The following is a 14,528-nucleotide window of genomic DNA, read 5'->3' on the forward strand; positions in this document are numbered from 1 at the left end:
AATCAAAAAAATTTTTATGGTTATTTATACAAAAAAAGCATTTCTATCCGAAATGCTTTTCCATATCTACTTGAAGATACTCCAAGTATTACTCTTTTTGCTCTTTGTAGTTTTTGAATTTTGATTAGTTTCTGAATTACCAGAATAATAAGACTCAGAATTTGAAGATGAACTTGTCGTCGAACTAGAACTCGTTGAATTTCTAGTTTGAGGTGTATCTGAATTTGCATCAAAAATTTGATAATTAGTGAAGGCATTTGGATCTTTCCAATTAATATGATTATGAAGCTCATTCAACTCATTTTGACGAGTTTCTTCATTATCCAAAGTCTCTTTATCAAGATCTAGATTAGTTCTGATTTTATCAGAAGTTTTTTGCAATTCTTTAGTTGAAGCAACTTGAATAGAAGAACCATTAATCCAAGCGTCATGCCCTTGGATATAGCCACTGTCTAAATTGTTCATACAACCACGGTAATTCATAGCCAATGCGAACATATCATTAAAAGTAAGGTTAGTTTTGACATATTTATCAAAAATTTCAACTAACTTACGATAGTTTCTAATTGTATTAACGGACATCGCTTTTTGGGCTACTGCCTCAATTACTTGACGTTGACGAAGCTGACGACCGTAATCACCGCGCGGATCCTCTTTTCTCATTCGAACATAAGCTACCGCATGACGCCCATTCAAATGTTGTTTACCCTTGTGGAAGTCACACCAGTCATAAGAAAAGCTAAATGGAACTTGAACGTCTACTCCACCTACCGCATCAACTAAGCTCTTTAATGCCTTCATATTAACTTCTAGATAATAATTGATAGGTACATTAAGCATCGTTGAAACTGTCTTAACTGCAGCTTTATTCCCACCTACTTCATATGCGGAATTAACTCTAAACATAAAGTATTTATTCCCAGGTTCACCCAAAACATCTACCAATGTATCACGAGGGATAGAGGTCATAGTGGCCTTATTTTTTTGTGGATTAGCCGTAGCTAAAATCAAAGTATCGGAATTTCCTTGATCATGGCGTCCTTCAATACCCTGGTCTACTCCCAAAATCAACACAGAAATTGGTTGCTTAGCTGCAATTTTACCGGAAGTAGCCGAGGTGTTGCCACTAGCATTGTCAATTGCATTGTGAACTGAAAAGTACATATGAGCCCCCCAAGCAACTCCACATCCAGCTACAATTAATACAAGCAAGCCAATAAATCTAATGAATGTATTTCCTTGTTTAAATGAACCTTTTGATGCCGCAAACACTCGATTACGATGTAAATTGAGTCCCGAGCGCCGCGAGCGATAGTTCTCTCTATTTTCGGAATTTGGATCCATATCGTTATATCGTTTCCCTTCAAAAATAATACAAATTTATTTGTACCACTTTTAAACAGCAGATAAAATAAAATTACTGATAATTAATAATAACTTATTCTTTGTATTTTAGCACATACAGTTTTTGAATAAGTGATATGTAAAAAGGAGATTTTTATGGCTTTACCAACAAGAAACGAAGTCCCAGAAGAATTAACTTGGGATTTGAGTCGCATTTTCAAATCAGATAAAGATTGGGAAAATGCGTACCAAAACGTCAAAAACGATATCAATGATTTAGCAGATTTAAAAAATACTATTACCAATTCTGGAAAAGATCTGTACGAAGCTATCACTCAAATGTTGGCCGTAAAGCGGCGCTTTGAAAACATTTATGTCTATGCCACAATGGCAAGCGATGTTGATACTTCAAATAATCATTATTTAGGCTATGTCGCCCGTGTCCAAAGCTTAGCTAGTCAATTTGAAGCAGTGACTTCCTTCCTTAATCCTGCGATCCTTTCTATCCCAGAAGAAAAGCTCTCTGACTTTATGAAAGAGGAACCACGTTTAAAGGATTATGCTCATTTAATTGACACCATCACCAAGATGCGTCCCCATACTCTTCCAGCCCAAGAAGAAAAATTAATTGCTGACGCGAGTGATGCAATGAATACTTCAGAAAGCACCTTTAACGTTTTAACTAACTCGGACATGCAATACGGATATGTTCAAGATGAAGATGGTCAAATGGTCCAACTTTCTGATGGGCTATATTCCAATTTAATTCAATCTCAAAACCGTGATGTACGTAAAATGGCCTTTGATGTGATGTATGCAACTTATGGTCAATTTGAAAACACACTAGCTTCAACTTTATCTGGCGTAGTAAAAATGCATAACTATAACGCTCGGGTTCACAATTTTAAGTCTGCACGGAATGCTTCTCTTAGCGAAAATGGCGTAAATACCAATGTTTATGACACATTGTTAAAAGAAGTTAACAAGCATCTTGATCTTCTCCACCGCTACGTTAGTTTACGTAAAAAGATTCTCAAGCTTGACGATTTACAAATGTGGGATATGTATGTGCCTTTGACTGGAAAACCTGCTCTTTCATATAATTTTGAAGAAGCTAAAAAAGAAGCTAAAAAAGCTTTAGCTCCTCTTGGAGAAGATTATTTAAAGCATGTCGATTATATTTTTAACAATCGAGTAATTGACCCCGTAGAAAGCCAAAACAAGGTCACTGGCGCTTATTCTGGAGGAGCCTACGATACTGATCCATATGAACTTTTAAACTGGGAAAACAATATTGACTCTCTTTATACTTTAGTTCATGAAACTGGCCACTCAATGCATTCATGGTACACCCGTCACAATCAACCTTATGTTTATGGGGACTACCCGATTTTTGTTGCAGAAATTGCATCAACTACTAACGAAAATATTTTGACGGAATATTTCCTGGACCATATTAAGGATCCAAAAACCCGGGCCTTCATTTTAAATTATTATCTTGATTCATTTAAAGGTACTCTTTATCGTCAAACTCAATTTGCGGAATTCGAACAATTTATTCATGAAGCCGATGCCAATGGTGAACCCTTAACTGCTGAAGTTTTAGATAATTTTTACGGTGAGCTCAACCAACGCTACTACGGCGACAGTGTTACACCAGGTGGAGATATTGCTAAGGAATGGTCACGTATTCCTCACTTCTACTACAACTTCTATGTATATCAATATGCGACCGGCTTTGCAGCAGCGACAGCTTTAGCAAATAAAGTGGTTCATGGCGATCAAAAAGATAAAGAAGCTTATATTGATTATCTTAAGTCTGGTTCAAGCGATTATCCTGTTGAAATCATGAAACGTGCAGGTGTTGATATGACTAAACCTGATTACTTAGAAGATGCTTTCAAGACCTTTGAAAAACGACTAAATGAATTTGAAAGTTTGATTGATCAATTCTAAAAAATATAACCCAGGAAACATTAATTTCTGGGTTATTTTTTACTATTTTTCCTCAAAACGTATTAATGTATAGATAGAAAGGAGATTTTTGTGATGGAGGAAAAAATTAATCGTGCTTTATTAAGAGCAGGCTATAATACTCATATGGAATTCAATCAAATGATCAGTGAAATTGAGCAGAATCAAAAGCAGTGGGCTGAAATTATTGAAAAACATATTGATAAACTTCTTCAATTGATCAAGGAATATCATGAAGTAGCTTTAAAGATTACCATGCAAGCAAAAACCGATAGCGTTCCAGAGGATATTATGAATTCTAATGATCAATCTTTAGAGGTAATGGATGCCTTCAATCAAGAAATTTTGGATTTCGATAACTTTCTTAATGATCTCTCTCAACGTCAACATTTAATTGATTTAATCAAAGTAGTAAACTATGCAAATGACTTATTATATAAATTAAAAACGCAATAACGGAAATTTTTCACTATTTTTATAAATTTAATTTGACTACTTCTTAAACTACATATATAACTATTAAAGGAAAGTAAAATTTCTCACATCAAAAAACCGCTTCCTGCGTTGGGAGGCGGTTTTATTTTTTACTGATTAAGCTTCAGAAGCTCCTGAACTTGCATCAGCTTCATCACTCTTCATTTGATTATACTTAGTGACAGGATATGGTTTCATTCTAGTTGGATCAGTATCAGATGGTAGATTGTCAGCAGTATATCTAATATGAGCAATCTTAGCATGTTTTACATCTTCAATGGTTTTACAACCGGTTAATTCCATATCAATAAGTAATTCTTTATTATATTGATCAATTACCGACTTAACCCCTTTAGCACCGCCAAGAGCTAAGCCATAAAGGAACGGACGACCGATACCAACCATATCAGCACCAAGTGCTAAAGCCTTAAATACATGTGAACCCCGACGAACACCTGAGTCAAAAACAACAGGAACACGATGAGCTACAGCTTTGGCAACTTCTGGCAAATCATCAACTGTAGCTGGTTCACCATCAACTTCACGACCACCGTGGTTAGTTACGTATACACCATCTGCACCTGCACCAATTGCCTTATATGCGTCTTCCGCATTAGTTATACCCTTGATAAATACAGGCAAGCCACTTTCATCTTTAATTCTTTGAACATCCTTAGGACCAATCTTTTGAGCAGAAGCGGCGTACATTTGAGCCACAGTTTGACCTTCTCCTTTTCCACCTAAATAACGAGTAAAGAAATCTAGCGGAACAGGATAAGTAAAGTGAGTTCTTAAGTTTGCTTCACGATAACCTGATACCAAAGCATCAACGGTTAACCAAATACCTTTATAACCTGTCTTTTTAATAGCATCAAAGACCATTCTGTTAAATTTCCAATCTTTACTTAAATAAAGTTGGAAATATCTAGGAGCATTTGGAGCAGCTGCAGCAATATCCTCAACACTCTTATTTGCATAAGTACTTGATGAGAAGAGTGCTCCTGCAGCGGCAGCCCCTTTTTGGGTACCAACTTCCGCAGCTTTATTGGCAATCCCATGACAAGCAATTGGAGCAATCATTACTGGTGTCTTAAGTTTCATCCCCATAAATTCGGTATCTAGTTGAGGATGGCTCATATTAGTTAGTGCCCGGGGAATAATTTGATAATGGTTAAAGGCAGAAGTATTAGCACGCCAAGTCCATTCATTTTCAGCACCAGATGCAACATAGTAGTAAGCTGCCTCTGGCATCACATCTTTAGCTTTTCTAGCTAGCTCTTCCACATTCACCATATGTAATACTTCATCACGGGTACTTTGTGGAAATCCTTTGTAATAATAAGTCATTTTAGTACTCCCTCTTATTATCTATGAAATCTTATATTTCACTCTCATTATAAAAGAAAGCACTTTCATGCTATAACAATATGACTTATTATGATTTTTACTCAAAAAATAAGGCCTTTCGGCCTTATTCTCTAGACTTTATGTTTAATGAGATGAGTAAAGTAAGCTCCCAAATAAATAACTACATCAATCAAAGAAATAAAGAAAGTTACGGGCCAATTAGTTACAAATCCTAAATATAACCCAAGCCATACACTAAAAAGGGCAATTCCTACTGACCACGCAATCATTCCGGGCACACTGCGAGCAATATAACGCGCCGTAGATGATGGCAAAGTCAAAAGGATAAAGACCAGCATTGATCCTACTATTTGTGAGCCAATTGAAACAGCCATTGCCAATGCAACTAAAAATATTAATCCTACTAATCCAACTTTTACCCCATTAGCTAGCGCACCTACATGATCAAAAGAATCAAAATTCAATTGCCTTTGTACACTAAAAATCAGTAATAAAACAATAATTGAGAGAATGACTAACTGAATAACCCCTTTACGGTCAACACCAATAATACTTCCAAATAAAATATTAGTTGCATAACGACTATTGGAATTAGAAATAGCTAAAAACAACACACCTAATCCAATAAACAAAGCAGAAATTGCGCTAATTGAGCTTTCTTTTTGGTCAGTGTGCATAGATAATTCACCTACACTAATTGATCCCAAAAGAGTAAACAGAAGCATCCCCCACAATGGCGCCATATTCAAATAAACTGCAAAAGCCGCACCAGCAAAGCCGATTTCTGATAATGTATGAGCTAAAAAACTAAAGTTTCTCGCCACTACATAAACTCCTGCTACACCACAAGTAATTGCAATGAACGTACTTGCAAGGAAGGCATAACGCATAAATTCAAATTGAAACATTATTCGTAATCCCCCTCAAATTCGCTCATCTTACCTTGAGTAATTGTACCGTGATTTAGGTACAAATAATTATTCATATATTTTCTAGCTAAAGGAACATCATGCGTTACAAAAAGTACAGTAATATCATGTTCTTCATTCAAATGCTTAATGAGCTGCATAAGTTCTTCTTTGGCAGAAGGATCCAGACTAGCCGTTGCCTCATCCAAAATAATCATATTGGGCTTATCCAGCAGCGCTTGCGCTAAATATGCGCGTTGTTTTTGTCCTCCAGAAGCTTCACCCATGCGAGTATTTTGAATGGAGAGCAGATGGGTTTCTTTCAACTCAGAGGTAACTCTTTCCTTAATTTTCTTAGTTTTAATTAAAGGTGTATTTAAACTGACAAAAGCTCTAATAGATAGAGGATAGTCGGCTTCAATATTTCTAAATTGTGGAACATAACCCAATTTTACACCTTTGGCAAATTCAAAAGTCCCCGAAGTTGGAATCAACAATTTCATCAAAATATTGATCAAAGTTGTTTTTCCCGTCCCATTAGGACCAAGAAGCGCAGTCATGGAACCCTTTTTTAATTCAAAATTTAAATTTTGAAAGATGACTTTTGAATCAAACTTCATGGTTAAGTCTTTAACTTTTAAAACATCAGTCAAATTTTTGCGCCACCTTTTCTTCTTAATTCAGCTTAGTTACTATTTTTTAGAAACTTGAGCTAATTTTTCGTAATTTTCATTCATCCACTTTAAATAAGTTACATGGTTAGGAATAGTTTCGCGAACATTCAAAACAGGAATACCATGGTCTTTAGCTTGTTTTACAAAGCTCTTCACAGTTGAACTGCTGGATTGACTATTATTAACAAAGAAAGCAATCTTCCGATTCTTAATATCATTAGTCATCTTGTTAATCATCTTTGGACTTGGGTCAGTACCATTTTCAACTGCTTCTTCAAATTCCTTATCGCCAATTCTATAACCAGCTTCTTTTAAAGCATAATCAAAGACTGGTTCACTTACAAAGACCGGCTTACTATTCTTACCATCAATGCTCTTAGCTAACTTCTTGATTTTATTAATTTTAGCTAGATACTTTTGACCATTTTCTTTAAAGTAAGCAGCATGCTTTTTATCCAATTTAGACAAACGCTTTACCAAGTAGTTTACATATTTAGTTGGCATGTTTAAATTGTACCAAATATGTGGATTGTCGCCTTTTTTAAGGCCCATCAAGTCTTCACCTACTAGAACCGGCTTTTTATCTACTGAACTGGCTAATTTTGTCATCCAGCTATCATAACCTAAACCGTTAGCCACAATGATATTGGCATTTGATAATTTCTTAGCATCTGCAGTAGTAGGCTCAAAATCATGCGGATCAGTTGTACTGTTAGTAATAATCGCATGTACATCGCCATATTTACCCACTACATTTTTGGCGATATCTGAATAAACGTTAGTGGTAGTTACAATTTGAATCTTCTTTGAATCACTGGTGGAGTCGGTTTGTCCAGAACAAGCTGAAACAAGCACCATTAAAGCACCTAATAATCCTAAGATAGAAATGGATCTTATAATTCTAGATTTTGTATTTTTCATATTTACCTCCAAAATACAAATAAAAAAGCATTTAAATCAAAATTCAGCAACATTTTTGATTTAAAGTTAGCATAAGCTAGTTTTTATATTCTGTCAACATCTTTGAGAAACGCAAATAACATCAAGCTCTAAGAAGCTTGATGTTATCGATATTCATGCCATAAATTTTGCTGAATTATTTAAATGCTTTATCTAGAATTACATCATTATATAAACATATTTTTATATGATTGTCAAACTAAAATTCACCTTTAGCATGTTGTCTTAGAACATCAAGAATCTTGATAATATGATTGTCAAACAGATAATAGTACTTTTCTTGCTTGACTCTTTCACTTTTTACTAGCCGAGCTTCTTCTAAAATTCTCAAATGACGCGAAATCGCAGGTTGACTAACATCAAATTGCTTAACTAAATTATTCACGCTGCTTTGTTTATTATCATTTAAATAATAAAGGATTTGAATTCGAATAGGGTGATTTAATGCTCTCGTAATTCGAATAATTTGATCATTCAACTTCTTTTTCCACCTGTCCTGTCAATCTTCCTTCATTATAACTTAATTTCAAAAACAAAAAAACGCCACCCTCAGGTGACGCAAAACATAACAGAGTATCTTGATTTAAGTAGAGATCATCAAGATATTTATATTATAATACGTTTTTTATAAAAATAGTAGTCATTTTGCACGATAACATAGGTTATTTTTGCATTTAACCATTATTTTGGGATTGCGTTATCTTTTTAGATTAGTTTTTTCTAATATCACCTAACAAAAAATTGCTGCCTGAGTAGACAACAATTTTTAATAATTTTATTCGTCAGGATCCTTTGAAATTGGCTTTCTCCAGAAGCTAAGAACTAATCCGGCAACAATAGAACCAATAATAGTTGCTAAGAAGTAGAGCCAGATGTGGTTAGCAAGTGGTGATACCCAAAGTCCACCGTGAGGGGCTGGAACTTGAATATGCCATAAACCAACAAGGAATCCACCAACAGCAGAACCAAGTACACATGATGGAATGACGTGACCTGGGTCAGCTGCAGCAAATGGAATAGCACCTTCAGTGATGAATGAGAATCCTAAAATCCAGTTTGATACACCAGCACGACGTTCTTCTTTGTTGAACTTGTTCTTAAAGAAAGTAGTACCAATAGCAGTAGCAAATGGAGGAACCATACCACCAACCATAACGGCAGCCATCATAACAGCGGCAGTAGCTGAATGAGGGTCATTAGCAAAGGCACCAGAAGCAAATACGTAAGCAGCCTTGTTGAAAGGACCACCCATATCGATAGCCATCATACCAGCCAAGATAGTAGTAAGAACTACTAAGTTACCAGTACCCATGCTGTTTAAGAAGTGAGTAATTGCAAAGTTAACTGAACTAAAGATTGGGTTGACAATGTAGTACATAATCAAAGCAATGAACAATAGTCCTAAAATTGGATAAAGAAGCATTGGCTTCATACCTTCAACTGACTTAGGTAATTTTGCAAAAATCTTCTTCAAAAGAATCATCAAGTAACCAGCGATGAAACCTGAAGCAATACCGCCTAAGAAACCAGCTGGAGAAGTTGCATGAGCTTGAACGTTAACTTGAAGACCATTAGTACCGTTAACGATGGCAGCCATATAACCACCAACTAACCCTGGCATCAATGCAGGCAAATCACCAATTGATTCAGCGATATAAGCTGACAAAATTGGAACCATGAAAGCAAATGCTAAGTTACCTGCTGAGTTTAAGAAGATAAATGCAGGGTTCTTAGGACCACCAGCCATATAGTTTTCAACGATAAAGGAGATAGCCATCAAGATACCACCACCAATAACGAATGGTAACATGTGGCTAACACCGCTCATTAAGTTCTTGTAGATCTTGCCCCAAACACCAACGCTTGCGTCGCTTGATCCTTCATCTGACTTGTCGCTTGCACTAGCATGGTAAACACTAGCCTTACCATCCATAATGTCATCGATCAATTCATTTGGCTTATTAATACCATCAACAACCGGACGAGAAACTAATTCCTTACCATCAAAACGTGGCATGTCAACTTTCTTGTCAGATGCAATAATTACACCCTTAGCGCGCTTAATTTCTTCTGGGGTTAACTTATCCTTAACACCTTCAGAACCGTTAGTTTCGATTCTAACTTCGATACCGCGCTTTTCACCGGCCTTAATCAAAGCTTCTTGAGCCATGTAAGTGTGAGCAATACCGTTAATACATGCAGTAACACCAACAATTAAAGGCTTTTCGTCTTCCTTAGAAGTACCGGCAGCCTTTGCGGCTTCTTGCTTTTTCTTCTTTTCAGCAGCAGCCTTATCTTCAGCATCCTTCTTAGCTTCAGCGTTTTCAAACAAGTCAATTACTTCTTGAGGAGTTTGAGCTTTCTTTAATTCTTCAACTAAATCAGGATTTACCAAAAGTCCTGAAAGTTTTGCTAAAGCTTGAAGGTGAGTATTATCAGCACCATCTGGTGCAGTAATCATGAAGAATAAGTGAACTGGTTGACCATCCAAAGAATTGTAGTCAATACCATTCTTACTCTTGGCAAATAATACTCGTGCTTTATTAATGTACTTATTACGTGCGTGAGGCATTGCGATTCCGCCACCGATACCAGTGGTTGATTCATCTTCACGAGCCCAAATTGATTTAATGAATTCATCTTCATTATTTACAATGCCAGTCTTGACTTCAAGGTCAGCCATTTCTTTAATGGCGTCTTCTTTATTAGTAGCCTTGAGGTCCATAATCATGGACTCAGTACTTAATATGTCCTTGATTCTCATCGAATCATGTCCTCCTATTTTTTATTTATTAATTAAGAAATTTGTTCTACTTTAATTTGTGGGAGTACAGCATCAATTTGACTCTTAACAGCAATATCTTTAGTAAAGGCAGTTGCAGCACCACAAGCCATACCCATTCTAAAGCTTTCTTCTGCATTATGAGTCTTGAAGTAAGTACCAACAAATCCAGCGATCATTGAGTCACCAGCACCTACGGAGTTAACAGCAGTACCAACGGCACCCTTTGCGTGGTAAACGTGGTCCTTAGTCAAAAGGTAACCACCGTCGCCAGCCATAGATACCATTACATTTTGTGCACCCATGTTCAAAAGCTTTTCTGCGTATTCAAGCATGACATCGCTAGAATCAAAGCTAGTATTGAACAAATCTGCTAATTCATGATGGTTTGGCTTAATTACTAATGGGCCATATTCAAGAGTATCAAGAAGTGCTTGTCCAGTAGTATCTACAACAAATTCAGCACCTGCATCCTTAATTGTAGGCAATAATTGTTGATAAAAATCAGTTGGTAAACTTGGAGTAAGAGAACCACTCATTACCACAATGTCACCCTTCTTAAGATCGTCTAAACGTGACTTAAAAGCAGTGATTTCTTGGTTAGTAATTTGGGGACCAGCAGCGTTAATTTCAGTTTCCTTTTCAGCATGAATCTTAACGTTCACACGGGTTACATCTGAAATAGTAACGAAGTCGCTGGTAATTCTCTTTTGATTCAATTGACGAATCAATTCCTTACCAGTAAAACCACCAACAAAGCCCCAAGCTGTGTTTTCTACGTTTAATTGGTTAAGGATTTGAGAAACGTTAATTCCCTTTCCTCCTGCTAAAAATGAATAATTATTAGTTCTATTAACTTCACCAGCATTAACTTTTTCAAGTTGCATTACATAGTCAAGTGCTGGATTAACAGTAACTGTATAAATCATTTTTGTACCTCCTCTATTTTTATCCCGGCAGGTAGTGCCTTTTTTTGACTTTGATTAAGTTTATTGATAATCACACAAACGTCGTCTACATTTGCAAAAACTGCAAAATTGCGTTCCCCAATCTTAGAAGAATCTGTTAAAACATAGGCCTTGTGCGCTTGAGCAATTTCGGCTGCTTTAATGGCAGATTCCTCTGGATCCGGAGTGGTGATATTGCCATTTTTTTCAATACCATTTGCCCCAATAAAACTTGCAGAAAAGTTCATCCCTTTAATTTGTTTTAATGCGGTTTGACCGATGACTGCATGAGTATCATCTTTAACCTTTCCGCCAATTAAAATAGTTTCAATGCCATAATTTAAACTACATAAAGCGGTCTCTACTCCATTAGTAATTATCTTTACATCAGGAATTTCCGCTAAAAATGGTACCATCTCATAGGTAGTAGTCCCAGCATCAATAAAAATATTATCTCCAGAATGAACGAAATGTTCCGCCGCATATTTGGCAATTTCTATCTTAGCATCGTGATTAAGATTAAAACGAACATTTTGTGAAACATCACGAGAGAAATTCTTCACTGATTGAGCGCCACCATGAACCCTCTTAAGAATTCCTGATTTTTCCATTTGGATTAAATCTCGTCTAATCGTTGATTCAGAAGTATCAGTTAATTTACATAGCTCTGCCACACGACACAACTCATGCTCGTTGACATAGTTTTCAATTAAACTTCGGCGTTCCTCAGTCAGCATAATTTTCACCTCAAAAAATATTGTATTCGCTTTCGATTCTAAAATCAATCATTTTTCTTCAAAATAATTCAAATAAATTCAATTTTCTTCAAAATTAAGCAATTAAATGCAAAAAAAGAGGCAATCATATAGATTGCTTCTTTATTACGGGATTATTCTTTTCTCAATTCAGTGAAAGCAATTATACCAATCACTGCTGCATATAAGAAATAGTAGATAAGTAATGCAAATTCAACACTACTAATTAATAAATATAAAATCGAAAAGATAAATATTGCGATTGCTGCAATGCAAGCTCCTAAATATAGGGATTTAGTTAATAAGTAGCTGCTAGCAACAATTAATAAGACATACACTATCATTGAAATGAATTGCACAGTTTTAGCGATATTAGGCGAAACGATGATTACTTGAAATCTTCCGGCTAATTTTGCAATTACAACTAATGATAAAACCAATGAGAAAAAGCAAATTATTGGATAGACAATATTCTTCCAGTAGTTTTTCATCATATCACCGACTTAATTAAATAAATCAGACATACTAGTTGGGATATTATTGTTCTTTGCGAAGTATTTCTTAAATGCTTGGATAAAAGTCAAATGATCTCTATCGTGATATTTCAACGTATCCATTACTGCCCAATATGCAGTAATTAAACAGTTAACCCCTAATACGATGATAATGCCAATTAAAATGTATAACAAATATAACATCTTGAATCCCCCACTTGTTTTCGATCTACTGTATTATTTACTTAATACAGTAATATAGATTGCAAACTCTGTCAATACTTTCTAGCTAAAAGTAGAAAATCGCATCTATAAGCCACCATTTCCACCAATGCTTCAAATAATACTTTGCATATTTACGAAAAGCTTCGCCATAACTTTTACATCTTTCGTGAATATAGACCTTCTCTTTTTCACCCCTTACGAACTGATCAATTCGTCGACTTTTCAAAGTGAAATAGTAATTTCCATTTTCTTTTCGAGTGAAGGCACGCCAGCTTGCAAATACTAAAATGAAGATCAAATCTATAATGGCAATCAGCACTAATAAAATCAGTACCAAAATCAGCCATTCTTTAAATCCTTCCACTCCTCTTCTTCCTCTTTCTTATACTTAAGTAAGTCACCTGGTTGACAATCCAACACCTCACAGATTTTATTCAAGGTATCAAATCTCACCCCGTGAGCTTTCCCCGTTTTCAAAATCGATAGATTCGCTGGAGTAATTCCCACTTTTTGTGCTAATTCTTTTGAAGATATTTTTCGCTTTAACAACATAAAATCTAGTGTCACTTCTATCAAACTACTCGCCCCCTAGATAATTGCGTCTGAATCTTCTTGAAGTTGCATCCCATATTTGAACACGATGTAAATTACATATATTACGGCAAGAAACAGCAGTCCTCCTTGAGCGCCTGTAGGGTAAGCAAGGTGTTGTATCTCGTCTTTCCCTGGTTGTAAATTAAGACTCATCAAGAACAAAACAATCGTCATCACTGTATAAGTTGCAACCCACACCAACAATTTACGAATCAATTCTAAATTTTGATTAGCAAAAAAGATCTCATTTTTGATATTTCTTACTAATCCTCGCGCGAATCTACAGATAAAGAATTCAGCCAAAGCTTCAAGAAACAATACAACAAAGAACGCAATTGCTAGCCAAAGCGTGTTTCCTTTGCCCCAACTTCCAAAACCTGCTCTAAATCCTTGAGCAAAATCCGAATTATTGTTAAAACTAAAGGCAACTATCCCTAGCACAAATACACTAAAGACCATTCCCAAAACACAGAAAATTTGATAAATAAAAGCTACAACTTCAATCAAATTCAACCAAAACTTTTTCATTTCAAGCTCCTCCCTTAATTCATTAATTATTGTATTACGATAATTAATACTTGTAAATCAATATTTTATTATTGATAAATAAAATTATTTAGGCAAAAAAATCCCAAGTTAGCACTTAACTAACTTGGGATCTTTTTTAAAATTCAACTGTATATTTTTTGAGTTCTTCTTGAAGCTTGCGCACACCCTTTGGCACCTTGAATTTATTTTTAGCTAAATAAACCGAGAGCTCGTCATCAAGTTCCTTAGCAACTTCAGCACGTGGCTCATCTTTGCTTGCTTTATACAAAGCTAACTTCACGATCTTCATAATATCTTTGTTCCCAATCAAATCAGGATCGTTATTAACCAAGCTTCTTACTTTAATAATAAATTCGTTGTTGGCGGCATAAGTGTTATTGTGCATCCCAACGCCCATTTCCGTTTCTTTCATGATAAACGCCCCTTTCATATCTTTTAATTAAATTTTAGCACAAGAAAAAGCCATGGACTTTTTCCATG

General features: G+C 35.6%; 17 protein-coding genes. 2 read left to right on the plus strand and 15 right to left on the minus strand.

Translation table 11 applies throughout. The features are described from left to right. Positions 1-66 precede the first annotated feature (66 nt). Positions 67-1,344, minus strand: a complete 1,278-nt coding sequence (locus tag KBW87_RS07210; protein WP_057808831.1) for an LCP family glycopolymer transferase — start codon at positions 1,342-1,344, stop codon at positions 67-69. Between the two features lie 156 nt (positions 1,345-1,500). Between KBW87_RS07210 and pepF the strand changes: the two genes are divergently transcribed. Beyond that, positions 1,501-3,300 carry an oligoendopeptidase F gene (gene pepF / locus KBW87_RS07215; RefSeq protein WP_057808833.1) on the plus strand — a complete coding sequence of 600 codons (1,800 nt, stop codon included), beginning with the start codon at positions 1,501-1,503 and terminating at the stop codon, positions 3,298-3,300. 93 nt (positions 3,301-3,393) lie between these two features. Further along, entirely contained in the window at positions 3,394-3,774 is a 381-nt protein-coding gene (locus KBW87_RS07220; RefSeq protein ID WP_057808835.1) for a hypothetical protein, read from the plus strand. Between the two features lie 135 nt (positions 3,775-3,909). On the opposite strand, the gene KBW87_RS07225 is transcribed toward KBW87_RS07220, so the two are convergent. The 14 genes from KBW87_RS07225 to KBW87_RS07290 all read right to left on the minus strand — a co-directional run bounded on the left by KBW87_RS07225 (position 3,910) and on the right by KBW87_RS07290 (position 14,460). After that, positions 3,910-5,139 (minus strand): alpha-hydroxy-acid oxidizing protein, encoded by a 1,230-nt coding sequence (locus KBW87_RS07225; protein ID WP_057808837.1) that lies wholly within the window; start codon positions 5,137-5,139, stop codon positions 3,910-3,912. Between the two features lie 131 nt (positions 5,140-5,270). After that, positions 5,271-6,068: a metal ABC transporter permease gene (locus KBW87_RS07230; RefSeq protein ID WP_057808839.1), complete on the minus strand. Its 798-nt coding sequence runs from the start codon at positions 6,066-6,068 to the stop codon at positions 5,271-5,273. Continuing rightward, positions 6,068-6,688 (minus strand): metal ABC transporter ATP-binding protein, encoded by a 621-nt coding sequence (locus KBW87_RS07235; RefSeq protein WP_034975523.1) that lies wholly within the window; start codon positions 6,686-6,688, stop codon positions 6,068-6,070. The genes KBW87_RS07230 and KBW87_RS07235 overlap by 1 nt, the downstream gene beginning before the upstream one ends. Before the next feature lie 72 nt (positions 6,689-6,760). Then, positions 6,761-7,663, minus strand: a complete 903-nt coding sequence (locus KBW87_RS07240; protein WP_057808841.1) for a metal ABC transporter solute-binding protein, Zn/Mn family — start codon at positions 7,661-7,663, stop codon at positions 6,761-6,763. A gap of 238 nt (positions 7,664-7,901) precedes the next feature. Then, on the minus strand, positions 7,902-8,180 hold the full coding sequence (locus KBW87_RS07245; protein WP_004040360.1) for an ArsR/SmtB family transcription factor: 279 nt from the start codon (positions 8,178-8,180) through the stop codon (positions 7,902-7,904). A gap of 297 nt (positions 8,181-8,477) precedes the next feature. Then, on the minus strand, positions 8,478-10,466 hold the full coding sequence (locus tag KBW87_RS07250; RefSeq protein ID WP_057808843.1) for a PTS fructose transporter subunit IIABC: 1,989 nt from the start codon (positions 10,464-10,466) through the stop codon (positions 8,478-8,480). Between the two features lie 32 nt (positions 10,467-10,498). After that, on the minus strand, positions 10,499-11,413 hold the full coding sequence (gene pfkB, locus KBW87_RS07255; RefSeq protein ID WP_057808845.1) for a 1-phosphofructokinase: 915 nt from the start codon (positions 11,411-11,413) through the stop codon (positions 10,499-10,501). Beyond that, positions 11,410-12,168: a DeoR/GlpR family DNA-binding transcription regulator gene (locus KBW87_RS07260; protein WP_057808847.1), complete on the minus strand. Its 759-nt coding sequence runs from the start codon at positions 12,166-12,168 to the stop codon at positions 11,410-11,412. Before KBW87_RS07260 ends, pfkB begins: the two co-directional genes overlap by 4 nt. Positions 12,169-12,320: 152 nt before the next feature. Continuing rightward, complete coding sequence (locus KBW87_RS07265) at positions 12,321-12,680, minus strand: hypothetical protein (protein ID WP_162255588.1); 360 nt, start codon at positions 12,678-12,680, stop codon at positions 12,321-12,323. A gap of 9 nt (positions 12,681-12,689) precedes the next feature. Then, positions 12,690-12,884 carry a hypothetical protein gene (locus KBW87_RS07270; protein ID WP_057808851.1) on the minus strand — a complete coding sequence of 65 codons (195 nt, stop codon included), beginning with the start codon at positions 12,882-12,884 and terminating at the stop codon, positions 12,690-12,692. 85 nt (positions 12,885-12,969) lie between these two features. Beyond that, positions 12,970-13,269 carry a hypothetical protein gene (locus KBW87_RS07275; protein ID WP_057808853.1) on the minus strand — a complete coding sequence of 100 codons (300 nt, stop codon included), beginning with the start codon at positions 13,267-13,269 and terminating at the stop codon, positions 12,970-12,972. After that, positions 13,245-13,481, minus strand: a complete 237-nt coding sequence (locus KBW87_RS07280; protein ID WP_057808855.1) for a helix-turn-helix domain-containing protein — start codon at positions 13,479-13,481, stop codon at positions 13,245-13,247. Before KBW87_RS07280 ends, KBW87_RS07275 begins: the two co-directional genes overlap by 25 nt. A gap of 12 nt (positions 13,482-13,493) precedes the next feature. Beyond that, on the minus strand, positions 13,494-14,027 hold the full coding sequence (locus KBW87_RS07285) for a hypothetical protein (RefSeq protein WP_057808858.1): 534 nt from the start codon (positions 14,025-14,027) through the stop codon (positions 13,494-13,496). A gap of 136 nt (positions 14,028-14,163) precedes the next feature. Continuing rightward, positions 14,164-14,460 carry a bacteriocin immunity protein gene (locus KBW87_RS07290; protein WP_057808859.1) on the minus strand — a complete coding sequence of 99 codons (297 nt, stop codon included), beginning with the start codon at positions 14,458-14,460 and terminating at the stop codon, positions 14,164-14,166. Positions 14,461-14,528 lie beyond the last annotated feature (68 nt).

It is taken from the genome of Lactobacillus intestinalis, from assembly GCF_024397795.1.
GTDB lineage: Bacteria > Bacillota > Bacilli > Lactobacillales > Lactobacillaceae > Lactobacillus > Lactobacillus intestinalis.